We start from the raw sequence: 22,212 nt of genomic DNA, 5'->3' as shown, positions 1-22,212 counted from the left end.
AGGCATAATCTTTGCCCAATATTCAAGCAATCTGGCGGAAAACACTGCTTACAAAGTAGATTTTCGCCGAACTTATGTTCAAATCCGTCCAGTTGGGCCTAAAAACGGTTGCAAATGTTCGAATCGCACCTGATGCGCGCACCGCCGCTCAGTGCAATTGGCCCCGGCGCACCGCAGGCCAGAGCCTGGCTTTCCGCGCCCGGAAACCTATGCGGCGATTGGCGAGGAAGCGGGCCATGGCGATGGCGACGAAGAAGCCGACGCTGTAGCCGGCGATGATATCGGTCGGATAATGCGCCCGGGCTATCAGCCGCGTGAAGGCGATGCCCATGGTCGCGAGGAGGATCGGCAATCGCCAGCGTGGAAACCACAATGCCAGGATGCAGCCGACGGCACCCATGGTGGTCGAATGGCCGGACGGAAAGCTCGCCCAGTCATCGCCGCCGGCGAAGGGCGAGAAGTAGCCGGTGCCCCAGCTGTCGATGAAGGCCGGCCGCGCCCTGCCGATGAGGTATTTCACGATGGCGGTGAGCGTGCCGGCGGCGGAAATGGCCCAGAATGCGTAGGTGGCCTGCGAATAGACGATGGCCAGCCTTGCGCTGCGCGAGGGCGGCAGCGACTTCCAGTCGATGGCGATGAGGCAGACCGCGATCGAGAAGGCCGGCACCACATACCATTTGGAGAGACCGATATCGGTGACATACCGCAGGTTGCGCATCGGGTGGTCGTCCGCGGTGAAGGTCCGCGACAGGAACTCGTCATAGGGATGCACCGCCAGGATGAGAAAGACGATGAAGGCCACCGCCATCGTCATTCCGCCTGTCCATGCCGGATCGGCCCAGTCCGCCGGGCGCGCCGTCAATGCGTGTACATAGCGGCGCGTCACATATTTCAACCGCTCGCCGATGCCTCCTCCGCCTGCGTTCAAATCCTTCTCCTGTTGCAACGCACGGGCTGTGCGATTATCGACAATAGGCTATCAAACATAGCCCGTCCGCCTATTTGGAGACCCTCCCATGCAGAAGCAAGCCCGCAAGAAACTCGGCCTCAACACCCGGCTTGCCCATAGTGGATACGATCCGCAGGACTATCATGGTTTCGTCAATCCGCCCGTCGTCCATGCTTCCACTGTGCTTTTCCCGGACGCCAGGACCATGGCGAGCGAGAACCAGACCTATACCTACGGCACCCATGGCACGCCGACGACGCGGGCGCTTTGCAGCGCGATAGACGAGATGGAAGGCTCCGCCGGCACCATACTGGTCCCATCAGGGCTTGCCGCCGTGACCCTGCCCCTCCTCGCCTTCCTGTCGCCCGGCGACCATCTGCTCATGGTCGACAGCTGCTATGGCAATACCCGCCATTTCTGCAACACCATGCTCAAGCGCTTCGGCGTGGCGGTGGATTATTACGATCCGCTGGCCGGCGCCGGCATTGCGGAGCTCATCAAGCCGAATACGCGCGTCGTCTTCACCGAATCGCCGGGCTCGAACACGTTCGAAATCCAGGATATCCCGGCGATCGCCGAAAAGGCCCATGCCGCCGGGGCCATCGTCATGATGGACAATACCTGGGCGACGCCGATTCATTTCAAGGCTTTGGACTTCGGTGTTGATGTTTCGATTCATGCGCTGACCAAATATCCGGGCGGGCATTCCGACATCATCCTGGGATCGGTCTCGGCCAATGCCGAATGTTTCCCGGCCATCAAGGCCGCCAACAGGGCGCTCGGCATCTGCGCCAATGGCGACGACGCCTACCAGGTCCTGCGCGGCCTGCGCACCATGGGCGTGCGCATGGAGCGCCATGCGCAAAGCGCGCTCAGGATCGCCGAATGGCTGGAGCAGCAGCAGGATGTGATCGAGGTGCTGCATCCGGGGCTGCCGAGCCATGCGGGACATGAACTGTTCAAGCGCGATTTCACCGGCGCGGGCGGGGTTTTCTCGTTCGTGCTGAAGGGCAGCGGCGAGCGGGCTCACGCTTTCCTCGACGCGCTGCAGCTGTTCGGCCTCGGCTATTCCTGGGGCGGATATGAGAGCCTTGCGCTGCAGGTCCGGCTATCCGACCGCACCTTGACCGGACAATCCTATGGCGGGCCGTTGATCCGCCTGCAGATCGGGCTGGAGGATGCGGAAGACCTGATCGAAGACATCGGCGAAGCGCTTCGACTGTCGCGACCGGCCTGAGCACAAGGGAACCCGGGCACAAGAGAAATTGAATTCGGTTTGATGGGCGGCGCTGCTAAGCCAGTCGGCGGGTCCAGACCAACAAGAGAGAGCATATCATGACCAAGGCACTTCTCCCTTCCATCGCAGCAATCGCCATGATCGCCACGATTGCCACCGCTGCCGCGCAGGACCATAGCGGCCACAAGATGGCCCAGCCCGACGCGATGGCGAGCCAGAAGGGCGACCAGGGGGCCGCCTCGAAGGCTTTCGCGGCGGCCAATGCCAGGATGCACAAGGAAATGGATATCGAATATAGCGGCAATGCCGACAAGGATTTCGTGCGCGGCATGATCGCCCATCATCGCGGCGCCATCGACATGGCGAAGGTCGAACTGGAGCACGGCAAGGACGAGCACATCCGCAAGGTGGCGGAAACGATCATTGCCGCCCAGGAAGCCGAGATCAAGGACATGCAGGCCTGGCTCGACAGGAATGGCGGCTAGAAACCGTACTTTGCCATGGACTACCCGCCAGACATGACGACACCCGCCGGATGCCAGCGGGTGTCGTCAGTTTCGAAACTCTTGCGTCCCTTGCGAGCTCAGACGCTCACGCGACCCTACCAGGTCACTCGTCTTGCAAAGCTACTCTTGCAAAACTACTGGCGCATTTCGCTGCTTGCGGCGCGTTTCTGCAGGCAGAGCTGCCAGAGACTATAGGCGGCGTCGGCATAGGTGGAGCTTCCGACCTTGAACTCCGCCGAGCGCAACGGCAGAAGATCCTCGACGACGGCAAGCGTACGCGCGGGAAGAATATCGGTGCAACTCCATAGGCGCCGAAACACGGTGCTGATGGCAACCTGCTTCTCGTTTATGTCGATTACAGGCTCGTCCCTACCGAGTTCCCAATCCTCCAGGGCATCGATCGCGTCCTGAAAGGCATTATGCAAGATGATAGGCGCGTGGCCTTCATGAAGTGGGTGCAGCAAACCAGGCATTCCTGTCTCCTCACTTTTGTGTTGCACTATTGCCGGGGGCTCCCGGAATGAGAATCATACGTGCCGACCCCCTGTCTCCGCAAGGACAAAGTGTCTAATCACCACTACTTCGCTAGACTTTATTGATTTAATCCAGCCTTGGCGGGAGCATTAACCAAAGATATTAAAGTCGAGATTCATGCGAGGAGGGCAAACAACTGATATCTATGCTTATACCATGCGCCGCGAATCGCGCCGCAGCATAAATCCTTGCCAAATCGGTTCCGGTGCATCATTCATGTCCCGCTGCCCATCGAACCCCGCTGCCTACGAGGACATCCACATGACAATGAAATACGCTCCGGTGATCCTTCTCACCACCCTCCTGGCGGGTTGCGGCAATATTCAGGGGCAGCTGGACAGCGAGAAGATTTCATCGCTGCACTACGACAATGTCGAATGCGCCAGCCTCGTGGCACAGCGCGACCAGGCTGTCAGCGAAGTCAGCCGCCTTACGAATGGCAAGGGTTATCGCGACCCGGACGTCGTTACCGGCTTCGGTCCGGTACTCCCCGATTACCGCAACAAGAACGAGAAGCGCGCCGGTGCGCTGCAGGGTCAGGCGGAGGCGATGACGCGCTCCATAGACCGGCGCAAATGCACCTCCACGCCATCGTGATGGTCGATTTCGGACGGTGAACGCTTCCGCCGCCGAATTCTATTGTGTCGCCAAACAATCAGGCGTAATTTGACGGTTTACGGGTGGATTACTCTTTCCGGTCTAGACCGGTGTATGTTCTTCTCAGGGAGTGACAAACATGGGAGAAGCGACACTTCACACGCCCCATAATGCCAACTGCGCAACGCCGCAGATATTGCAGAAAGTACGTTCCGAAATACCTCCGAAAACGACCAACCCGAACAGGTTGTCGGATATTTTAAGGCGCGCCAAGGGCGGTTTTACGCATCGGCGTTTCAAGCAACATTCGAAGTAGAAATGTCCGATCGGACAGACCTGCTTCCCGATAAAAGCATGCTCGATACCATAACCGGCAAAGCCGTGCGGCGTCTCGACCGCCACACGGCGGCGGGTCGGCTCGACTTCAATCCCCCTGCCATCGAGGGCTGCACAGCCTCCTTGCCGGATCGGCAACGCTTGCCGGAGCCACGCCCTTTGCCGGATTTACATGGTCACGGGCCGGGCAGCGGCACGTGCGGGGCAACGGTTGGTGATGGATGATCCGGAGAGACGCGAGCGGGATGAATATGCGCCATATCTGACGTCCATCTGGGGCTATCTGATCGTCTTCATGATCATTGTCCCGATCGTGCTCTATCTCGGCCGGTATTATGGCCGCTAAAAGCCTTACCGGCGCGGCGAATAGGTCGGCACGCCGTCATCCTCGCCGAAGATCAGCTTGGACGGATCGTCCTGGAAATCCCGCACCGCGCGCTCGATCCTTTCGACGGAGCGGCGGCTATCGGAAATGACGCGCTGGGCATTGCGCAGCCGCTCGCCGGTCAGGGTGCCGAGCCTTGCCGTCAGCCCCGTCATCGTCTCGTTCAGTTCCTTCGCCTGCTGGCGGTAGGATTGCAGCCTGGTGCGGATCTGCGAGACCATGCTGTCCTTGTCGTTCGAAAGCTGCCTGTCGATCTGGACCAGCTTCTCGTCGACCTGCGACGAGGCCGAATTGATCCTCTGCACCACCTCGCGCGCGTCATGCGCCAGCGTTTCGAGCTTCTGCGCGCGCTGGCCGTAATCCTCGATCATGGCGGTGCTGTCGGCCAGCCCGTCGGTGAATTGCTTGGCCTGGTTGATGCTTTCGAGCAGCGGGCCGCGCGTGTCGGCGAGATATTTCTCGGTAAGGTCGGTGACCTCTTCGGCGCGATCGATCCAGTCCTGCGCGGTCTGGACCAGGGTCTTGAGCGAGGCCGGGTCGATATCGATCCGCGCAACGAGGTCTTCCGCCGCAGCCGCCGCCAGCAGGTTCGGCTCGTCGGCCTTGCCGCCCGTCAGTTCGATCCAGGCGGTGCCGGTCAACAGCTGGAAGCTCAGGCTGGCTTTCGTCGATCGCGTGATCGGCGTTGCGGAATCGATCTCGGTCTGCACGATGATCGCATCCGGGTTGCGCTCGTCGATGAACATGCGCCGGACCTGCCCCACCTGAAGGCCGTTGAAATAGACCGGCCCCCGGTTGCTGAGGCCGGATACCGAGCCGGGCACGCGGATTTCGAGCATCGTCTTGTCCTGCGAATCGCCATAGCGGCCGATCCAGTAGAAGAAGCCGGCGGCGAGAAGCAGCACGACCACGCTGAAAACCGCGACAAGCAGGTAATTGGCCTTGGTTTCCATTAAAGGCGGGCGGCTCCGTTAAAACAGCACCTCTCATTACCGCCATCGATGACAGCAAATCAATGGCGAAACCGATTTGCGCTTGACCGCCGTCGCCGAAGGCTGATCAGTGTCAGCCAACGGTTCCGGGGCATGGGGTATGATGGAAAACGCAGGATCGCTGCGGGAAGTTTTCACCGCTTTTCTGAAACTCGGCCTCACCTCCTTCGGTGGGCCCGTCGCCCATATCGGCTATTTCAGGGACGAATTCGTCCTGCGCCGCAAATGGCTGGGCGATGCCGCCTTTGCCGAATATATCGCGCTGTGCCAGTTCCTGCCCGGCCCCGCATCGAGCCAGCTCGGCTTCGTGCTTGGCATGGTGCGCGGCGGCGGGCTGGCCGGCGGGCTGGCGGCCTGGGTCGGCTTCACGCTTCCCTCCGCCCTGCTGATGCTCGCCTTTGCCTATGGCGCGGCCAGCCTTGCTGGTCCCGTCGGGGCCGGCCTGCTGCACGGCCTCAAGCTGGTGGCGGTCTCGATCGTCGCGCAGGCGGTGTTCGGCATGGCGCGCACCCTCACCCCGGACCTGACACGGGCGGCGATCGCAATTGCCGCCTGTGCCGCCGCGCTGCTCCTCGACAATGCGGCAATGCAGATGGTGCTGATCGCCGCCGGCGGGCTGCTCGGCATGCTGCTGTGCCGGGGCGACGCGCTGAAGCAGGTTTCGGTACCGGGCTTCGGCTTCAGCCGCAGGCATGGCCTCGTGGCGCTGGCGCTGTTCGGCCTGCTGCTGGTGGTGCCGGCGGCGCTCCGGCCCGGCCCGGATAGCCTGCTCTTCATGTTCGACGCCTTCTATCGCTCCGGCGCGCTGGTCTTCGGCGGCGGCCATGTGGTCCTGCCGCTGCTGCAGTCGGCCTTTGTCGATACGGGACTGGTGAATGGGGAAGCCTTCATTGCCGGCTATGGCGCGGCGCAGGCGGTGCCGGGGCCGCTCTTCACCTTCGCGGCCTATCTCGGCGCCGTCGCCGGCCAACCTCCGGCGGGGGTCGCAGGCAGCATGGTCGGGCTGGTGGCGATCTTCCTGCCCGGGCTGCTGCTCGTCTACGGCACATTGCCGTTCTGGCGCGGCGTTCGCGGCTCGCCGCTGGCGCAGGCCGGCATGAAGGGCGCCAATGCCGCCGTGGTCGGGCTGCTGGCCGCCGCCTTCTACAGTCCGGTCTGGACGACCGCCGTTCTCGGCCCGCTGGACATCGCGCTGGCGGCGGCGGGCTTCCTCGCCCTCGTCGTGCTGAAGGCCCCCTCCTGGAGCATCGTGGTGGCGCTGGCGCTCGCGGGGGTGGCGTTCTACTGATCGCGGCTCAGGATTTCGCCGCGCGCATCAGCTTGCCCTGCAGCCGCCTTGCCGGGCCATCATCCCGGGCGCTGGTCTTTTCATCCAGGCTCTGCCCGACATCGAAGGCTTCGGCCAGCGTCCTAATGTCGTCGACATCGATTTCGACCGGCCGGTTCGGCCGTATCGAATCGATCAGCGGCGCGATCGTGGCGAAGACCGCCGGCAGATGGGTTTGCGAGCCCTGTGCGACCTGCTCCGAGGCCCTGGCATAGAACTGCTTGAGCGCGGATGTCTCCTCATCGTCGAATTCGAGCGTCGGCATCTGCTTCTCCTGTTTCGAACGGACCTTTGAGAGAGCAACGCCGCAAGCGCGATTTTGTGCCATCGCTCCCGGCATTTTGAGACCGGAGACGGGAAGCGGAACCGCCGCAGGATCGAAGCGTTCTCCCCTCATTCCCAAACCTCGCCCAAACCTCGAGAGGATATTGATGGCCAAGCTCGACCAGGATCAGGCAACAGGCAGGACGACGCCGATGGAGCATGGGGCGGCGCTGCTGCCGGGCGTCAGCGTCGACAGCTACAATCTGCGCATCAGGGACAGTAACGGCTTTCTCGGCGACAGGGCGAGCAAATCCGCGCTGCAGGACAAGGTCGAGGAGTGGCGCAAGCGCTATCGCAAGGATGGCAGGGACCCGCTCGGCGACGACCCGACCGAGGACATGTCCAAGAAGGACATCAACGCCTTCATCGAGGGTGACGACATGGAGGCGGCGGCGCTGGTGCTGGCGGCGGCGGATGATTTTTCCGCCGAGCTCGCCCATGTCCTGCGCCGCTTTCTTAAAGAAAAGAGCTGGAAGAACACCGAGCGCATCGTCGTTGGCGGCGGCACCAAGCAGAGCATAATGGGCCAGCTGGCCATTGCCCGCGCCATGGGCCGCCTGCATGCGGATGGCGTGAAGCTGCAGCTGCGGCCGATCGTCCATCACCCCGACGAAGCGGGCCTCATCGGCGCGGCCCATCTCATGCCGGCCTGGATGCTGGAAGGGCATGAAGCCATGATCGGCGTCGACATAGGCGGGACGAACATCCGCGCCGGCATCGTCGAAACCAGGCTGAAGAAGGCGCCCGACCTTTCGAAGGCGCGCGTGACGAGCGCCGAACACTGGAAGCATGCCGAGGACGATCCGAGCCGCAAGACGGCGGTGGAGCGCCTCGTCGACATGATCCAGTCGCTGCTGGCGAAGGCCAAGCGGGAAAAACTCGACGTGGCGCCGCTGATCGGCATTGCCTGCCCGGGCGAGATCGAGCCCGACGGCTCGATCAGGACCGGCGGCCAGAACCTGCCCGGCGGCAATTGGGAGAGCGAGGCATTCAACCTGCCGCGCGAGATCATGAAGGGCATTCCCCGGATCGCCGGCCATGACACCTTCATCATCATGCACAATGACGCCGTGGTTCAGGGCCTCTCGCAAAGCCCGTTCATGCGCGACGTGAAGCGCTGGGGCGTGCTGACGATCGGCACCGGGCTCGGCAATGCCCGCTTCACCAACAGGCCGGAGAACTAGGCGCGACGGGTGCACTTCTTGTCGCAGCGGCGCATTTGTTGGTCTTTACCGGCATTTTCCATGCCTGGCCTATTGCTTTCCTCCGGCGAAGACTCTAGGGAAATCACCGTCCAAGACGGACGGAGCGTAGCGCAGCCTGGTAGCGCATCTGGTTTGGGACCAGAGGGTCGCAGGTTCGAATCCTGCCGCTCCGACCATTTGAGACCGGCTGCTGGAACCGGATTGAAGCCTGTAATATATTGGGATTGCAGACAGAGGATTTCTTCAATGACAGCCCGCATATACCGCCCCGCCAAGACCGCCATGCAATCGGGCAAGGCCAAGACCGAGCACTGGGTGCTCGAGTTCGAACCGGAGCAGCCGCGCCGGGTGGAGCCTTTGATGGGGTATACGTCTTCCGGCGACATGAAAAGCCAGATCACGCTCAGCTTCGACACGAAGGAAGAAGCGGTGGCCTATGCGGAGAAGAACGGCATCGCCTACAGCGTCCAGGAGCCGAAGGAAGTGCGCCGCCGCGTCGTATCCTACTCGGAAAACTTCCGTTTCGACCGCAAGCAGCCCTGGACACATTGAACTTGCCAGCCGGCAGCGCATGACGCCGCCGGCATTTCGGTCCCGTAGCTCAGCTGGATAGAGCACCGGCCTTCTAAGCCGACGGTCACTGGTTCGAATCCAGTCGGGATCGCCACTCCCCTCAAGCGGCCGCGCTCCGACGAGGCATGACGAAAAGCCAGACCGCCGACAGCAGGAAATAGAACGCGCCAAAGCCCGCATAGGGAACGATGTCGAGTATCGACGGCACATTGGGGCCGATCGACCGGCTGATCATGAACGCCCCGGCCAGCGCCGACTGGCCGCCGCTGAGGATCATGGCCCATTGCGCGCCATACTGGCGCCAGCGCCCTACCCCGGTATAGAGCTGCAACAGGCCCGACAGGATCGCCCATACGCCGAACACGGCAAGGACGGCATACATGCTGCTGTTGAGCGCGATAAGCACGGCAAGCGCCGTGACGGTGCTCACCGCCACGTTCAATGCCTGCGAAGGGCTCGCCCTCATGCCGCCATTCGCCCGCGCATCGGCGAGATTGGCGACGGCATCCCAGGCCGGATAGATCAGCAGCAGCGCCGCCGCGAGGTGCGACTGGCCGCTGGTGAGAATGGCCGCGGCGATCCAGCCGCAGGAGAACAGCGCCCGTACCAGATAATAGGACCGCAGCCAGTTGGACTGCTCGAGAGTTTGGGTTTGCATCGACAGCTTCCTTGTTGATTACCTACCTACTAGTAGGTTGTTTTTGAGCCGCCGTCAATTGGCTGGGAATGGCTGGCTTGCGATGCGCGTTGTGATTGGGCGATTGCATCGCTGTTGTTGCGTGCAATCCCTTGTTGGAGATGCTGGATACGGAAAATCCGCACCACGCCCGCGAAATCGCGTCTGGTCATTGAAAATGGGGGGAGACGGGCGGTCTTCAGCGCGTCAGTATTATAATCAGGGTCGAGGTCCGAAGACCGCCCGCGACGTCTTTGCCTGCTGTTCCTGCGTTTGTCAGACGCAACAACCCGGAAAACGAAGCGCTACCTCCGTTTCCTTCTGCAGTTTGCTGGATAATCGGGTTTGTCACTTCCGACTATCCGGCAACGCCATCCTTCCCCAGCAATCGAAACAGCACCGGAAGCTGCTCCCCCACTGGAAAGGATTTGTGCAGAATAACCCGGTTTCAAAGTGGTGGGATAAGTTACCACTTATCCCCCAAGGAGGGACGTGTGTTGCATAGAAGAAGCACGCAACAAGGCTTGTGCGATCTCTTGAATGCGGCATCGAATGCAGGCATCGGCTTGACTCACCTACCTATCAACAGGTAGGCAGGGCCCATGCAATCAACGGCTTCGACCTCGGACAAGATCCTCGATGTGGCGCAGGCGCTCATCATCGCCGGCGGCTATAACGGCTTCAGCTATGCCGATATATCCGCTGCCGTCGGCATCAGGAAGGCGAGCATTCACCATCATTTCCCGACCAAGGCCGAGCTCGTCGCGGCGCTGGTCGATCGCTATCGCCAGCAGGTCGATGCCGGGCTCGAAGCGCTGCGGGCGCAATTCCCCGAGCCCCGCCAATGCCTGCAATCCTACCTGAATTTCTGGCAGGGCTGCATCCGCGACAATTCCATGCCCTTCTGCGTTTGCGCCATGCTGGCCTGCGAGATGCAGATGCTGCCGGAGGCGGTGGCGTCGCGGGTCCGCGGCCATTTCGACACACTGGCGCAATGGCTGGCATCGGTGCTGCAGGCGGGGCTGGACCAGGACCTGTTCCAGCTCGACAAGCGCCCGCAAGACGAAGCGCAGGTGCTGATGGCGTCGGTACATGGCGCAATGCTGTCGGCGCGAACCTTCGGCGATCCGCAAGTCTTCGCCAGCATCGTCGATGCGCAACTGGCAAAGCTCCTGAAGCGTCCCGGCGGACGGCCGCGCTTGACCGCGCTATAGACCTGCGCCGAACACCTTGTTTTCATTACGGATTTGTAATGCGGCAGTCATCTCCCGTTCATTTTGCGCCCTCTAATGTCTAGCCACGAGAGCAGATCAAGCTCGCGCAACCTTGAGGAGACAAGCATGAAACGGATTATGGCCCTTGTTCTTTCGGGAACCTTTTTGACCGTGTTTGCACTTGGCGGCGCATTTGCGCAGGACCCGGCGCCGGCGGCGGCGAACGACCAGACGAAATCCGAACCGGCACAACAGAGCCAGGCCCCGCAAGGCCAGCCTCCGCATAGGCAGGCAAAGCTCGACAGCAACAAGGACGGCTCGGTCGATCTTGCCGAGTTTTCCAATGCGGACCGGCTGAAGGAAGCCGACAAGGACGGCGACGGCAAGCTGTCGCAGGAAGAAATGGAAGCACTGGCGATGAAGCGCATCGTCGAGCGGCAGGTGCAGCGCATGACCAAGCGTCTCGACGTCGATGGCGATGGCACCGTGACAATCGCCGAAGTGGAAAAGCAGAAGGCCAAGCGCTTTGCGCTGATGGACCGCAACGACGACGGCAAGCTGGAAGGCAAGGAATTGCGCCACGGCAAGCGCTTCCACAAGGGCCATCATCGCGGCGAGCACAGGCAGCACGAGCGCGGCGCGGCGAAGCAGTAAGCGCCCCTGACACATGCCGGCGGCGGCCTCCAGTCGAGCCGCCGCCGGCATTTGCATTTACGCTCACATCCCGATTCACATTTCAGCACCAAGCTATTGAAATCGCTCGAAAGCCATTCCCACTAGTGCTCGTGGCCCTTGATCCGCCCCGATTTCCACGGGATCACTTCCGGTTCGCCTTCGCCGTAGCTCACGGTCAGGCAATCGTCCGAATTGGCGACGACTTTCGCCTTCACCCAATTGTCCGATTGCGGCGAGCCCGGCCTGTCTTCCCGGCGCGCCCTGAGGACTTCGACGGTATCGCCCTCCTTCAATGCCGGCTTCCGGCCCGTGCCGGCCTCATCGTGCTGCATCGACCTTCCCTCCATCCTTTGTTGTTAAACTCATCCGGCCGCATTCGGTTGCGCCACCGGGGCCAGACAGGCAGGCGGGCAGGAAGGATCGGCGGGTTCGGGGATGCAGGCTGACGAAAGCAGGCTCAGGGAAGCAGGCCAGGGTCGAAATCCGCCGTCACCAGCAGCAGCAGCGCATGGGTGGCGATGGCAAAACGATAGACGTCCTTGGCGGTGGCGAAACGATGGATCGCCTGGGCGACGGGCAGGAATGGCCGCATGGTCTGCACCATCTTGCGCAATTCTTCCGCTGCCGCGGCCGGCGCCACGCTTCGCCAGACCGAATAGGCAGCCTCCACCGCCGACGCGCCCAGCGGCGCTATATGCAGGGCAAGAAGCCATATGTCGCGCGCCTGGGCGGTGGCCAGCGGCATGACGGCCGCAGGGTCCTCCTCGAAATCGAGAAAGCCGATCCGCTCCCCGGCGAAGAACATGTCGCGCGGATGCGGGCGCCCATGGCAGAGACCGGCGGCGTGCACGCGGCCGAGTTCATGCGCGCAGCGGCTGAGCAGCGCCTTGCAGGCCTCCGCATCGCCGGAGATCTGCGTCAGCCGGGCGGCAACGGATTCGCCCATGTCCGACAGCACCAGCATGTTGCCCAGCGCGCAGACGATCTGCGGCGTCGCGAAGCCGCTGTGCCGGAAGGCCTCGATCTGCGCCCTTTCCCGCCGCACCATGTCCTCAGCCGAAAGACGCGGCGACGGCCGCAGAAAGGCAAATGGCAGGATGGCCGCGAGCACGCGCTGGCAATGCGCGCCGACCAGCGTCCGTTCGGTGCCATGGCGCTTGAGCCACACCGCCCGGTCCGTCAGTTCGACCCGCTGGACGCGGCGGCGCAGATCGAGCGCGGCCTGCAGCAGCGCCCGGATGTCGTCTTCCGCCAATATGCCCGAATCCACGGCCATCGATGCAAATCATCCGATCAAAACTTCGATCAGGCTATTTTATCCCATCAAATCCGTAGCTTGAAGAGTCCAGATCACGCTTTATGACAAATTTGTAACAATATTGCATTCGTGCAACATTCGCTCGCGGCACATCGTCAAAGGTCGAGCACCGATTGCCCTTCGTCGAAGGCGGTGATCACGCTCGCCGCCAGGGCGCGGGTGATCCGCGACTTCTTTTCCAGCGCGACGCGATCGAGACGTTCGACGACCCGGTTTGCGGTCGAAAGCGAGCGCTCGATATGGCTGACGAGGAAGCCGATCACCGAGGGATCGACCGCGATCTGCCGGTCGGCGAACAATTTGTAGAGGACGCCGGACAGGAGCGCGTCGTCCGGCTCGCCGATCTCGACCGTCGTCGCCGCCTTCAGCCTCGAGGCGAGGTCCGGCAGCGTGACCTTCCAGTTCGCCGGCCACAGGCGCGAGGTCATCAGCAGCGTCGAGCCATTCTGGCGAACGCTGTTGATCAGGTGAAACAGGCCGGACTGGTCGAGCGTGCCGAGGCCGATATCGTCGATGAGAAACGGCCCGCTTTCGCCGACCGCGGCGCCGATATCGCGCGGATCGACCACCCTCGCCGCCGCCTCGGCCCGCCAGACCGAGGCCAGATGCGTCTTGCCGGAGCCGGTCGGGCCGGCAATGATGACGACGGGCGATATCCAGGCCGGCCAGCGATCCACCATGTCGACTGCCGCCATGTTGGCGCTCGATACGATGAGATCGTCGCGCGAAAAGCCGGGTTCATGGCCGAGATCGAGCGGCAACTGGCGGGAATTGCTGTTGGTCATGCGCGAACAAATACAGCCAGGATTACGCCACTGTCATCCGATTTGTTTCGGCTCGTCATTTTTGCGGAATTCGCCTGTGTAGAGCGGGGATCGCTGGTAGCGGCTGATGATGAAGCGCACCAGCACGCCGATGGCGGCCGCCGTCGGCACGGCGATCAGCATGCCGGTGAAGCCCATGAGCGAGCCGAAGGCGAAGAGCGCGAACATCAGCCAGACCGGGTGAAGCCCGACGGAGGAGCCGACGAGCTTCGGCTGCAATATATTGCCCTCGATGAACTGGCCGACGCCGAAGGCGACCGCGACGCCGACGATATGGCCCCATTCCGGCCAGAACTGCACGAGGGCGACGCCCAGCGCCACCAGCAGCCCGACAAGGGAGCCGACATAGGGGATGAAGCTGATGAGCCCGGCGAACAGGCCGATCAACAGGCCGAAATTCAAACCGACGATGGTGAGCCCCGCCGCATAGATCATGCCGAGCAGCAGGCACACGGTGCCCTGCCCGCGCACGAAACCGGCGATCGCCTTGTTCATGTCGCGCGCGATGCCGCGCACGGTATAGACATGCTCGCGCGGCACCAGCTGGTCGATCTTCGCCACCATCCGGTCCCAGTCGAGCAGCATGTAGAAGGCGACGACGGGCGTGACCACGAAGAGCGCAACCACGTCGATCAGCGTCTTGCCGGAGCTCCAGATGGACTGGAGCAGCGTCGTCAGGAAGCCGGCGCCCTGCTGCAGCAGCGAGTCGAGGCTGTTGCGGATGACCGAGGCGTCGACGCCGATGAAATCCTTCAGCCATTGCGAGTCCCGATTGGCGATGAGCTCCTGCAACCGCGCGACATAGCTCGGCAGCCGGGCGATGAAGTCGCTCATCTGCGAGGCGAGGATCGGCACGAGCAGGATCAGCAGCAGCACGAAGGTGACGAGGAAGAGCACGAGGATGACGATCGTCGCCAGCAAGCGCGACAGGCCGAGCCGCTGCAGCCGGTCGGCCACCGGATCAAGGAAGTAGGCCAGCACCATGCCGGCGACGAAGGGCAGCAGGATCGACGAAAAGACGAACAGAAACAGCGCGAAGACGATCATTGCCAGCGTCCAGAAGATGGCCTGGCGGCGTATGTCGCTCGCAAAGGAATTCAGCTGTACTTCGACATGGATGTCGCGTTCGGCGACTTCCTCCGGAACGACCGGCTTCTTCGCCGCCACGGCCTTGCTTGGTGCTTTGGTCATCGCCTGCTCATCCCGTTCCATCCGCCCGAGAGATAGGCAGCCCCACCCCGTCCGGTCAAGGGAAAACCGGCCGCCGCCAGCGGGAATCTGCGCGGAATCCGCCTTGCCGCCCTGTCGATAAGTGGCGTTTTATCCGCACATCGCCCATAGGGTACTTGCGGCGGTGGCGAAGTCGTGCCATTCCGCTCCACATAATCCGGAGCATCCCATGAGCGTGAAAAGCGAACCCGCCAACCGCGGCAAGAATGGTCTCACCTATGCGCAGGCAGGCGTCGACATCGATGCCGGCAATCTGCTTGTCGAGAAAATCAAGCCGCTGGTGCGCTCCACCCGGCGTCCGGGCGCCGATGGCGAGATCGGCGGCTTCGGCGGCCTGTTCGACCTGAAGGCCGCCGGCTTCAAGGACCCGGTGCTGGTCGCCGCCAATGACGGCGTCGGCACCAAGCTGAAGATCGCCATCGATGCGGGCCGGCACGATACGGTCGGCATCGACCTCGTCGCCATGTGCGTCAACGATCTCGTCGTCCAGGGCGCGGAGCCGCTGTTCTTCCTCGACTATTTCGCCACCGGCAAGCTCGATCCGGACCAGGGCGCCGCCATTGTCGGCGGTATCGCCGAGGGCTGCCTGCAGGCGGGCTGCGCGCTGATCGGCGGCGAAACGGCCGAAATGCCGGGCATGTATCGCGATGGCGATTATGATCTTGCCGGCTTTGCCGTCGGCGCGGCCGAGCGCGACCGGCTTCTGCCCTCCGGCGACATCAAGGAAGGCGACGTCATCCTCGGCCTCGCCTCGTCCGGCGTCCATTCCAACGGCTTCTCGCTCGTTCGGCGCATCGTCGAATTGTCGGGCCTCGCATGGGATGCGGAAGCGCCCTTCAAGGCAGGCGTGACGCTTGGCGAGGCGCTGCTGGCGCCGACGCGCATCTATGTGAAGCCGCTGCTTGCCACGATCCGCGATACCGGCGCCATCAAGGCGCTCGCCCACATCACCGGCGGCGGCTTCCCGGACAATATTCCGCGCGTGCTGCCGAAGGACCTCACCGCCAGCATCGACCTGTCGGCGATCGAGGTGCCGGCCGTCTTCTCATGGCTGGCCAGCACCGGCGGCGTCGAGCGCGACGAGATGCTGCGCACCTTCAATTGCGGTATCGGCATGATCGCCGTCGTCGCGCCGGAAGCGGCCGACGCGGTGATCGAAGCACTGACCGCCAATGGCGAGGCGCCAGTGCGGCTCGGCAGGATGGTCGCCCGCGCCGATGCCGGCGTCGTCTATGAAGGCCAGCTCGCACTGTGAAGAAGCGCGTCGCGATCCTGATCTCGGGGCGTGGCTCCAATATGGGCGCGCTGGTCGCGGCCGCGAAAGCGCCGGACTATCCGGCCACGATCGTCGCGATCATCGCCAACAAGGCCGATGCCGGCGGGCTCGATACGGCGCGCAACGAGGGCATTCCGGCCTTCGCCATCCCCCACAGGGATTACGCGTCCAAGCGCGACCACGAGATCGCCATCTCGGCCGCGCTCAAGGCTGCGGGCGCCGAGATCGTCTGTCTCGCCGGCTATATGCGGATCATGTCGCCCGAATTCGTCGGCGAATGGGAAGGGCGGATGCTCAATATCCACCCCTCGCTGCTGCCGCTGTTCAAGGGGCTGCACACGCATGAGCAGGCGCTCGAAGCCGGCGTGCGCGTTCATGGCTGCACCGTGCATTTCGTCACGGCGGGCATGGATGAAGGCCCGATCATCGCGCAGACCGCCATCCGCGTCGATGTCGACGATACGGCGGAAACACTCGCGCAGCGGGTGCTATCCGTAGAGCATGCAACCTACGCAGAAGCGCTGGCGCTGGTGGCCTCCGGCAAGGCGCGGATGCAGGGCGGCCGCACTATCTTCGGGTCATAGCTGAACCGATCAGGCGCCCGCCGCCTGATCCAGACGCGCCAGTCTAATCCAGACGCGCCGGCCTGATCCAGACCCTATTGTCGTGGAAAGCCGCACCGCCATAGGGCGCCGGCGAGTCCGCCCCGGTCAGGACATTGATGCCCTCGCCCCGCTCAAAGGCGGTATTGGCGAATATGCCTTCCGAAATCACGACGCCGCGCTTGGTCAGCGGCTCGACGCGGGCGTGAAGAACGACATCGCCGCGATCATTGCCGACCTCTACCCGGTCGCCGCTCGCTATGCCGAGGCGCGCCGCATCGTCCGGATGGATCAGCAATTCCGGCCGCTGCTCCTTCAACAGCGATGTCGGCGTTTCGGCGAAGGTCGAGTTGAGGAAATTATGTGCCGGCGAGGTGGCCAGCCGGAACGGATGCCGCTCGTCGGCTGCCTCGATCGCCTCGAAATGATCCGGCCATTGCGGCAGGTCGGCATGAGGGCCCTGCGGCCCCATGGATTTCGGCGGCTTGTTGGGCGCGGGACTGCCGGTCCAGTCCGGCTTGAAGCGGAACTTGCCGTCCGGCCAGCTGAAGCCATTGAGGAAATGCGCGGTTTCGAAATCCGGCTGCACGTCGATCCAGCGCCGCGCCTTCAATTCGTCATAGCCCGGGAGATTGCCGGCCTTGAGCATATTGTCGATGAGCGTGCGCGCATCGAGGCCGAAGCCCGGAAGATGATCGACGCCGAGACGTTTTGCGAGTTCCTCGACGACATGGATGTTCGGGCGGGTCTCGCCCGGCCCGTCGATCTGCTTCGGGCCGAGGATGATGTGCTGCTGGCCGCCGCCGCGGTAGATGTCGTCATGTTCGAGGAACATCGTCGCCGGCAGCACCACATCCGCCAGCCTCGCCGTATCGGTCATGAATTGCTCATGCACGGCCATGAAGAAATCCTCGCGCAGCATGCCGCGCCGCACGAGCCTCTGCTCGGGCGCGACATTGGCGGGATTGGTGTTCTGCACGAGCATCGCCATGACGGGCGGGCCGTTCTGCAGCGCGGCGGCATCGCCATTCAAGGCAGCGCCGATCTTGCACTGGTCGATATGGCGGATCGCGGGATCGAGATAGGCCCTGCCCTCGATCTCGCGCTTGTCCATGCGATAGATCTCGCTGTTGGAATAGAACGCTCCGCCGCCCTCATGCCGCCACGCGCCCGTCACCGCGGGAATGGAAAGCGCCGCGTGCATGTTGACCGAGCCGTTGCGTTGCCGCGTGAAGCCGAAGCCCAGCCGGAAGAAGCTGCGTTTGGTGGTGCCGACGAGGCGGGCGAATGATTCGATCTCGTCCACCGACAGGCCGGTGATCGCGGCCGCCCATTGCGGGCTGCGGCCGCGCAGATGCTGCTCGAGGCCGTGCGGATCGTCGGTATATTGCGTCAGGTAATCCCAATCGGCGAGGCCGTCGCGGAAGAGGACGTGCATGACCGCGCAGGCAAGCGCGCCGTCGGTCCCCGGCCTGAGCACGAGGCCAAGATCGGCCTGGCGCACCGTCGCGGTCTCGTAGATGTCGATGGCGACGATCTTCGCGCCGCGCTCCTTCCGGGCACGCACCGCATGGGTCATGACGTTGACCTGCGTCGCCGCCGCATTGGTCCCCCAGATGACGACGCAGTCGGATTTCGCCATCTCGCGCGGATCGGAGCCCATCAGCCGGCCGGTGCCGGCATAATATCCGGTCGAGGCAAGGTTGGTGCAGATACTGTCGAAAGTATTGGAATATTTCTTGGCGTGGCGCAGGCGATGGATGGAATCGCGCTGCACGAGGCCCATAGTGCCGGCATAGATATAGGGCCAGATGCTTTCGGAACCGTGTTCCTGCTCGGCTTTCAGGAAGCGCTCGGCGATCAGGTCCAGCGCCGCGTCCCAGCTCGCCTCCTTCCACAGGCCCTCGCCCTTGCTGCCGGCGCGGACCAGCGGCTTCAGCAGGCGCTCCGGATGATGGATGCGCTCCGCATAGCGGGCCACCTTGGCGCAGATGACGCCGGCCGTATAGGTGTTTTCCTTGGCGCCGCGCACGCGCCCGATCTGGCCGTTATCGACGATCTCCACATCCAGCGCGCAGGTCGACGGACAGTCGTGCGGGCAGGCGGAATGGACGGTGCGCAAAAGGACAGGCTTGTTCATGCGAGGAACCTAGCGCAAATTCCGCCGCCGAGAAACGAGGCTTTTTGTACCGGTGACAAGTGGCCGACCAGACCAGGCGCCGGCACGTGACGATCGGACGATGGTATCAGCCAAGGCGCATGACGGCCGCGCCCGCTGCGATCAGCGCGACGGCGGCGAGCCGCGTCATGCCGATCTTCTCGCGCAGGAAGAAGGCCGAGATGACCACCGCGAAGAGGATGGAAGTCTCGCGCAAGGCGGCGATGACGGCCACCGGCGCCATGGTCATCGCCCAGAGCGCCAGGCCGTAGGAGCCGAGCGTGCCGACGCCGCCGATCGTCGCCAGCCGCGTCCTTCCGCGCAGATGCGGCCATAATTGGCCCTTGCGCATGATGATGGTCCACAGGAACAGCGGCAGCGCATTCAGCACGAACACCCACATCGTATAGGCCGCCGGCGCACCGGACTGGCGCACGCCGATACCGTCGATGAGCGTATAGGAAGCGATCACCAGCGCATTCGCCAGCGCCAGCAGCGTCGTGGCCGGGCTGGCGCCGGCGCGGCGGCGGGCTTCGAGCGCAAGGGCGAGCACACCGCCGCAGATAAGGCCGATGCCGGCCCATTTCTGCAGCGAAAGCACCTCGCCGATGAGCGGCCCGCTGGCGATGGCGACGATGAGCGGGGCGGTGCCGCGCATGATCGGATAGGCCTGGCTCATATCGCCGCTGCGATAGGCCGCCGCCACGAGGATCAGGTAGATCACCTGCGTCACCCCCGATGCGAGCAGGAACGGCACGCTCGACCATGCCGGCGGCGGCAGGAATGGCAGGGCGATAGCCGCGATGAGACCGGCCGAACTCACGACGACGACGGTGTTGAGAAACTTGTCGCCGTCGGATTTCACCACGGCGTTCCAGCTTGCGTGCAGGAACGCGGCGAAGAGCACTATAAGGATGATCGTTCCGGACATGAGGCAGGTTCCAGCGCGCCGGACCGGGGCGCTTCGTTGCTCTATGCCATATCGCAGGGATCGGCAAACGCCTTCGCCGAAAGCGACGCTTCAATAATATTTACCGGCTTGCCGGATATTTAGCATTAAGACGGGGCCGAAACCGGCTTGCCGTGAGGGCGCCGGCATGAAACAAGCGCATCCATGAATTACCGTCACGCCTATCATGCGGGCAATTTCGCCGATGTGATGAAGCACGTCATCCTGACGCGGATCCTGCTCTATCTGCAGCGCAAGGAACAGGCCTTCCGCGTCATCGATACGCATGCGGGCATCGGGCGCTACGATCTTGCCGGAACCGAGGCGGCGAAGACGGGCGAATGGCAGGCCGGCATCGCCCGCCTGCTCGATGCGCCGCTCGAGCCCGAAGCCGAAGCCTTGCTGGCGCCCTATCTCGATATCGTGCGGGCGGAGAATGCCGATGGCGGCCTGCGCCATTATCCGGGTTCGCCGCTGATCACCCGCCACCTGTTGCGGCGGCAGGACCGGTTGTCGGCGCTCGAACTGCACCCGGCCGATGCCGCGAGGCTGGCCAGGCGCTTCGAGGGCGATTTCCAGGTCCGGGTCACCCGGCTCGATGGCTGGCTGGCGCTTGGCGCGCATCTGCCGCCGAAGGAGAAGCGCGGCCTCGTGCTCGTCGATCCGCCCTTCGAGGAGGAAGGCGAGTTCGAACGGCTGGTCGATGGGCTGTGGCGCGGTCACAGGCGCTTTCCCGGCGGCATGTTCGCGCTCTGGTATCCGGTGAAGGACCGGCCGCAGATCGCCTCGTTCATCGCCGCGCTGCGCGAAACCGGCATCCGGAAGATCATGCGCGCCGAATTGATGATTCGGCCCTTCTCGGCCCAGCCGCGCCTCGACGGCAGCGGCATGATCATCGTCAACCCGCCCTATACGCTCGAACAGGAGCTGCGCACGCTGCTGCCTGTGCTCGCGCGGCTCTGCGGCGAGGCGCAGAACGGCCATTTCGTGCTCGACTGGATCAGGGGTGAAGAAGTAGAGGCTTGACCCGGCGCTCGCGCTGGTTGAAATTGCACACCAACAGTACATTCGGAGAAAATCCATGGCACGCCCATCGTCAATCCTTGCCGCAAGCCTTGCCCTCGGCATCGCTCTCTCTTCCGCCGCGCCCGTTCTTGCCGCGGACTACGTGGCCCCGTCGCAGGGCTATGACGACACCTGCGGCCAGGCGGGCGTCCTCAACAGGATCGCCAGCAGGTTCTCCTACCGGGTCCAGCATGTGCCGAACCTGGCGCAGGTCGCCATCAACGATTTCAGCGATGTCCGCGAGACGCGCTACGAGCCCTCGCTCGAGCCCGAGCTTGCTGCGGTCGAGCGCCATTATTGCCGCGCCACGGCGCATCTGTCGGATGGCAACCAGCAGCCGGTCTGGTATCTGGTCGAAGAGGGCCAGGGCTTTGTCGGCGTCGGCAAGAATGTCGAATTCTGCCTCGAAGGTTTCGACCCCTGGAACGTCTACAATGCAAGCTGCCGCACGCTGCGCTGATTGACGCGCCGCGATGCAGGCTGGCCGGCTAGCCCGTTTCGCCCTGCTGGCCGCGCTGTTCGTCGCCGGCATCGCCGTCTATGCGTGGGAGAACGACACGACTCCCGCGCTTGTCGAGTTCGACAATATACCGGCCGCGCCATCGAGCACCGGCACGCCGCCCATGAGGCGGGAAGCGAATTCGGATGTGCGTCCCAACGCGAATTCGGATGCGGATTTCGACTTCTACGTGCTGGCGCTGTCCTGGTCGCCGAGCTATTGCGAATCCGAGGGCCCTGACGCCAACAGGCAGCAATGCGGGTCGTCGCGGCCATTCGGCTTCGTCGTGCATGGGTTGTGGCCGCAGTTCGAGCGCGGCTATCCACAGGATTGCGACAGCGGCGAACCGCGCAACGTGCCGATGTCCCTCGCCCGCTCCATGGGCGACATCATGCCCTCGACCGGCCTCATCAACTACCAGTGGCGCAAGCATGGCGCCTGCAGCGGCCTCAGCCAGCGCGACTATTTCGCCACCATGCGCCGCACCATGGAGCGTGTCGCCATACCGGGGCAGTTCCGCCAGGGAACGGCAAGGGATGCGGTCAATCCGCAACTGGTGGAGCGCGCCTTCCTGACGGCCAATCCCGGCATGAAGGCGGAGGGCGTCGCAGTCACCTGCGACCGCGAATTCCTGCGCGAGGTGCGCATCTGCCTGACGAAAGACCTCGATTTGCGCGCCTGCCCGGAAGTGGACCGCAGCGGCTGCCGGCGGCGCGCCGTCGAAATGCCGCCCATTCGCTGAAACGGCCGATGCAACCGCT

At 63.4% G+C, this 22,212-nt stretch carries 25 protein-coding genes and 2 tRNA genes; 16 read left to right on the top strand and 11 right to left on the bottom strand.

What is annotated here, in order from left to right; genetic code table 11:
- Positions 1-148 precede the first annotated feature (148 nt).
- Positions 149-928 carry a phosphatase PAP2 family protein gene (locus OSJ75_RS15925; RefSeq protein ID WP_267228710.1) on the bottom strand — a complete coding sequence of 260 codons (780 nt, stop codon included), beginning with the start codon at positions 926-928 and terminating at the stop codon, positions 149-151.
- 88 nt (positions 929-1,016) lie between these two features.
- Here OSJ75_RS15925 and OSJ75_RS15920 point away from each other — a divergent pair, with 88 nt between their 5' ends.
- The gene (locus OSJ75_RS15920) at positions 1,017-2,186 is read left to right on the top strand and encodes a cystathionine beta-lyase (RefSeq protein WP_267228709.1); all 1,170 of its coding nucleotides are present in this window, start codon (positions 1,017-1,019) and stop codon (positions 2,184-2,186) included.
- Between the two features lie 98 nt (positions 2,187-2,284).
- Complete coding sequence (locus tag OSJ75_RS15915) at positions 2,285-2,671, top strand: DUF305 domain-containing protein (RefSeq protein WP_267228708.1); 387 nt, start codon at positions 2,285-2,287, stop codon at positions 2,669-2,671.
- Positions 2,672-2,826: 155 nt separating this feature from the next.
- Here the strand turns inward: OSJ75_RS15915 and OSJ75_RS15910 are convergent, their stop codons facing one another.
- Complete coding sequence (locus OSJ75_RS15910) at positions 2,827-3,165, bottom strand: hypothetical protein (RefSeq protein ID WP_250018258.1); 339 nt, start codon at positions 3,163-3,165, stop codon at positions 2,827-2,829.
- Between the two features lie 322 nt (positions 3,166-3,487).
- On the opposite strand from OSJ75_RS15910, the gene OSJ75_RS15905 reads away from it, so the two are divergent.
- Together OSJ75_RS15905 and OSJ75_RS15900 are read left to right on the top strand one after the other, a co-directional pair.
- Positions 3,488-3,823: a hypothetical protein gene (locus tag OSJ75_RS15905; protein ID WP_250018259.1), complete on the top strand. Its 336-nt coding sequence runs from the start codon at positions 3,488-3,490 to the stop codon at positions 3,821-3,823.
- A 508-nt stretch (positions 3,824-4,331) separates the two neighbouring features.
- Entirely contained in the window at positions 4,332-4,505 is a 174-nt protein-coding gene (locus OSJ75_RS15900) for a hypothetical protein (protein ID WP_267228707.1), read from the top strand.
- Positions 4,506-4,510: 5 nt separating this feature from the next.
- Here OSJ75_RS15900 and OSJ75_RS15895 read toward each other — a convergent pair whose 3' ends face one another.
- Positions 4,511-5,497 (bottom strand): MlaD family protein, encoded by a 987-nt coding sequence (locus OSJ75_RS15895; RefSeq protein ID WP_267228706.1) that lies wholly within the window; start codon positions 5,495-5,497, stop codon positions 4,511-4,513.
- 139 nt (positions 5,498-5,636) lie between these two features.
- On the opposite strand from OSJ75_RS15895, the gene chrA reads away from it, so the two are divergent.
- Positions 5,637-6,824 (top strand): chromate efflux transporter, encoded by a 1,188-nt coding sequence (gene chrA / locus OSJ75_RS15890; RefSeq protein WP_267228705.1) that lies wholly within the window; start codon positions 5,637-5,639, stop codon positions 6,822-6,824.
- 7 nt (positions 6,825-6,831) lie between these two features.
- On the opposite strand, the gene OSJ75_RS15885 is transcribed toward chrA, so the two are convergent.
- On the bottom strand, positions 6,832-7,128 hold the full coding sequence (locus OSJ75_RS15885) for a hypothetical protein (RefSeq protein ID WP_267228704.1): 297 nt from the start codon (positions 7,126-7,128) through the stop codon (positions 6,832-6,834).
- 166 nt (positions 7,129-7,294) lie between these two features.
- Between OSJ75_RS15885 and OSJ75_RS15880 the strand changes: the two genes are divergently transcribed.
- The 4 genes from OSJ75_RS15880 to OSJ75_RS15865 all read left to right on the top strand — a co-directional run bounded on the left by OSJ75_RS15880 (position 7,295) and on the right by OSJ75_RS15865 (position 9,059).
- Complete coding sequence (locus tag OSJ75_RS15880; protein WP_267228703.1) at positions 7,295-8,371, top strand: ROK family protein; 1,077 nt, start codon at positions 7,295-7,297, stop codon at positions 8,369-8,371.
- A gap of 120 nt (positions 8,372-8,491) precedes the next feature.
- Positions 8,492-8,568: transfer RNA gene (locus OSJ75_RS15875), tRNA-Pro, on the top strand.
- 70 nt (positions 8,569-8,638) lie between these two features.
- Positions 8,639-8,944, top strand: coding sequence for an ETC complex I subunit (locus OSJ75_RS15870; RefSeq protein ID WP_267228702.1), 306 nt, complete (start codon positions 8,639-8,641; stop codon positions 8,942-8,944).
- A gap of 38 nt (positions 8,945-8,982) precedes the next feature.
- Positions 8,983-9,059, top strand: a tRNA-Arg gene (locus OSJ75_RS15865).
- A gap of 6 nt (positions 9,060-9,065) precedes the next feature.
- Here the strand turns inward: OSJ75_RS15865 and OSJ75_RS15860 are convergent.
- Complete coding sequence (locus OSJ75_RS15860) at positions 9,066-9,623, bottom strand: DUF308 domain-containing protein (RefSeq protein ID WP_267228701.1); 558 nt, start codon at positions 9,621-9,623, stop codon at positions 9,066-9,068.
- A 620-nt stretch (positions 9,624-10,243) separates the two neighbouring features.
- Here OSJ75_RS15860 and OSJ75_RS15855 point away from each other — a divergent pair.
- Together OSJ75_RS15855 and OSJ75_RS15850 are read left to right on the top strand one after the other, a co-directional pair.
- Positions 10,244-10,855: a TetR/AcrR family transcriptional regulator gene (locus OSJ75_RS15855; protein WP_267228700.1), complete on the top strand. Its 612-nt coding sequence runs from the start codon at positions 10,244-10,246 to the stop codon at positions 10,853-10,855.
- A 126-nt stretch (positions 10,856-10,981) separates the two neighbouring features.
- Positions 10,982-11,509: an EF-hand domain-containing protein gene (locus OSJ75_RS15850; RefSeq protein ID WP_267228699.1), complete on the top strand. Its 528-nt coding sequence runs from the start codon at positions 10,982-10,984 to the stop codon at positions 11,507-11,509.
- Between the two features lie 122 nt (positions 11,510-11,631).
- On the opposite strand, the gene OSJ75_RS15845 is transcribed toward OSJ75_RS15850, so the two are convergent.
- The 4 genes from OSJ75_RS15845 to OSJ75_RS15830 all read right to left on the bottom strand — a co-directional run bounded on the left by OSJ75_RS15845 (position 11,632) and on the right by OSJ75_RS15830 (position 14,863).
- Positions 11,632-11,862, bottom strand: a complete 231-nt coding sequence (locus OSJ75_RS15845) for a hypothetical protein (protein WP_250018268.1) — start codon at positions 11,860-11,862, stop codon at positions 11,632-11,634.
- Between the two features lie 125 nt (positions 11,863-11,987).
- Complete coding sequence (locus OSJ75_RS15840; RefSeq protein WP_267228698.1) at positions 11,988-12,806, bottom strand: serine/threonine protein phosphatase; 819 nt, start codon at positions 12,804-12,806, stop codon at positions 11,988-11,990.
- A gap of 137 nt (positions 12,807-12,943) precedes the next feature.
- On the bottom strand, positions 12,944-13,633 hold the full coding sequence (gene hdaA / locus OSJ75_RS15835; protein ID WP_250018270.1) for a DnaA regulatory inactivator HdaA: 690 nt from the start codon (positions 13,631-13,633) through the stop codon (positions 12,944-12,946).
- 33 nt (positions 13,634-13,666) lie between these two features.
- A complete protein-coding gene (locus tag OSJ75_RS15830; protein WP_250018271.1) occupies positions 13,667-14,863 on the bottom strand; it encodes an AI-2E family transporter in 1,197 nt (398 codons plus the stop codon).
- Between the two features lie 208 nt (positions 14,864-15,071).
- Between OSJ75_RS15830 and purM the strand changes: the two genes are divergently transcribed.
- The gene (purM, locus tag OSJ75_RS15825) at positions 15,072-16,157 is read left to right on the top strand and encodes a phosphoribosylformylglycinamidine cyclo-ligase (RefSeq protein WP_250018272.1); all 1,086 of its coding nucleotides are present in this window, start codon (positions 15,072-15,074) and stop codon (positions 16,155-16,157) included.
- Complete coding sequence (gene purN, locus OSJ75_RS15820; protein ID WP_267228697.1) at positions 16,154-16,762, top strand: phosphoribosylglycinamide formyltransferase; 609 nt, start codon at positions 16,154-16,156, stop codon at positions 16,760-16,762. Before purM ends, purN begins: the two co-directional genes overlap by 4 nt.
- Before the next feature lie 43 nt (positions 16,763-16,805).
- Here the strand turns inward: purN and OSJ75_RS15815 are convergent, their stop codons facing one another.
- Positions 16,806-18,920, bottom strand: coding sequence for a molybdopterin oxidoreductase family protein (locus OSJ75_RS15815; RefSeq protein ID WP_267228696.1), 2,115 nt, complete (start codon positions 18,918-18,920; stop codon positions 16,806-16,808).
- Positions 18,921-19,026: 106 nt separating this feature from the next.
- Positions 19,027-19,869: a DMT family transporter gene (locus OSJ75_RS15810; protein ID WP_267228695.1), complete on the bottom strand. Its 843-nt coding sequence runs from the start codon at positions 19,867-19,869 to the stop codon at positions 19,027-19,029.
- Positions 19,870-20,052: 183 nt separating this feature from the next.
- Here OSJ75_RS15810 and OSJ75_RS15805 point away from each other — a divergent pair, with 183 nt between their 5' ends.
- From OSJ75_RS15805 to OSJ75_RS15795, 3 genes are all read left to right on the top strand, one after another.
- The gene (locus OSJ75_RS15805) at positions 20,053-20,913 is read left to right on the top strand and encodes a 23S rRNA (adenine(2030)-N(6))-methyltransferase RlmJ (RefSeq protein ID WP_267228694.1); all 861 of its coding nucleotides are present in this window, start codon (positions 20,053-20,055) and stop codon (positions 20,911-20,913) included.
- Positions 20,914-20,968: 55 nt separating this feature from the next.
- On the top strand, positions 20,969-21,412 hold the full coding sequence (locus OSJ75_RS15800) for a hypothetical protein (protein ID WP_250018276.1): 444 nt from the start codon (positions 20,969-20,971) through the stop codon (positions 21,410-21,412).
- Positions 21,413-21,575: 163 nt separating this feature from the next.
- Positions 21,576-22,193 (top strand): ribonuclease T2 family protein, encoded by a 618-nt coding sequence (locus OSJ75_RS15795; protein WP_416362578.1) that lies wholly within the window; start codon positions 21,576-21,578, stop codon positions 22,191-22,193.
- The last annotated feature ends 19 nt before the right edge of the window (positions 22,194-22,212 follow it).

Origin of the sequence: Phyllobacterium sp. 0TCS1.6A (assembly GCF_026420825.1) — a bacterium.
GTDB lineage: Bacteria > Pseudomonadota > Alphaproteobacteria > Rhizobiales > Rhizobiaceae > Phyllobacterium.
This window is presented reverse-complemented; position numbering and strand designations above follow the sequence as displayed.

Coding starts and splice junctions, on each gene's coding strand:
- OSJ75_RS15920 (WP_267228709.1), top strand. CDS start 1,017: ATGCAGAAGCAAGCCCGCAAGAAACTCGGCCTCAACACCCGGCTTGCC.
- OSJ75_RS15915 (WP_267228708.1), top strand. CDS start 2,285: ATGACCAAGGCACTTCTCCCTTCCATCGCAGCAATCGCCATGATCGCC.
- OSJ75_RS15910 (WP_250018258.1), bottom strand. CDS start 3,165: ATGCCTGGTTTGCTGCACCCACTTCATGAAGGCCACGCGCCTATCATC.
- OSJ75_RS15905 (WP_250018259.1), top strand. CDS start 3,488: ATGACAATGAAATACGCTCCGGTGATCCTTCTCACCACCCTCCTGGCG.
- OSJ75_RS15900 (WP_267228707.1), top strand. CDS start 4,332: ATGGTCACGGGCCGGGCAGCGGCACGTGCGGGGCAACGGTTGGTGATG.
- OSJ75_RS15895 (WP_267228706.1), bottom strand. CDS start 5,497: ATGGAAACCAAGGCCAATTACCTGCTTGTCGCGGTTTTCAGCGTGGTC.
- chrA (WP_267228705.1), top strand. CDS start 5,637: ATGATGGAAAACGCAGGATCGCTGCGGGAAGTTTTCACCGCTTTTCTG.
- OSJ75_RS15885 (WP_267228704.1), bottom strand. CDS start 7,128: ATGCCGACGCTCGAATTCGACGATGAGGAGACATCCGCGCTCAAGCAG.
- OSJ75_RS15880 (WP_267228703.1), top strand. CDS start 7,295: ATGGCCAAGCTCGACCAGGATCAGGCAACAGGCAGGACGACGCCGATG.
- OSJ75_RS15870 (WP_267228702.1), top strand. CDS start 8,639: ATGACAGCCCGCATATACCGCCCCGCCAAGACCGCCATGCAATCGGGC.
- OSJ75_RS15860 (WP_267228701.1), bottom strand. CDS start 9,623: ATGCAAACCCAAACTCTCGAGCAGTCCAACTGGCTGCGGTCCTATTAT.
- OSJ75_RS15855 (WP_267228700.1), top strand. CDS start 10,244: ATGCAATCAACGGCTTCGACCTCGGACAAGATCCTCGATGTGGCGCAG.
- OSJ75_RS15850 (WP_267228699.1), top strand. CDS start 10,982: ATGAAACGGATTATGGCCCTTGTTCTTTCGGGAACCTTTTTGACCGTG.
- OSJ75_RS15845 (WP_250018268.1), bottom strand. CDS start 11,862: ATGCAGCACGATGAGGCCGGCACGGGCCGGAAGCCGGCATTGAAGGAG.
- OSJ75_RS15840 (WP_267228698.1), bottom strand. CDS start 12,806: ATGGCCGTGGATTCGGGCATATTGGCGGAAGACGACATCCGGGCGCTG.
- hdaA (WP_250018270.1), bottom strand. CDS start 13,633: ATGACCAACAGCAATTCCCGCCAGTTGCCGCTCGATCTCGGCCATGAA.
- OSJ75_RS15830 (WP_250018271.1), bottom strand. CDS start 14,863: ATGACCAAAGCACCAAGCAAGGCCGTGGCGGCGAAGAAGCCGGTCGTT.
- purM (WP_250018272.1), top strand. CDS start 15,072: ATGAGCGTGAAAAGCGAACCCGCCAACCGCGGCAAGAATGGTCTCACC.
- OSJ75_RS15815 (WP_267228696.1), bottom strand. CDS start 18,920: ATGAACAAGCCTGTCCTTTTGCGCACCGTCCATTCCGCCTGCCCGCAC.
- OSJ75_RS15810 (WP_267228695.1), bottom strand. CDS start 19,869: ATGTCCGGAACGATCATCCTTATAGTGCTCTTCGCCGCGTTCCTGCAC.
- OSJ75_RS15805 (WP_267228694.1), top strand. CDS start 20,053: ATGAATTACCGTCACGCCTATCATGCGGGCAATTTCGCCGATGTGATG.
- OSJ75_RS15800 (WP_250018276.1), top strand. CDS start 20,969: ATGGCACGCCCATCGTCAATCCTTGCCGCAAGCCTTGCCCTCGGCATC.
- OSJ75_RS15795 (WP_416362578.1), top strand. CDS start 21,576: ATGAGGCGGGAAGCGAATTCGGATGTGCGTCCCAACGCGAATTCGGAT.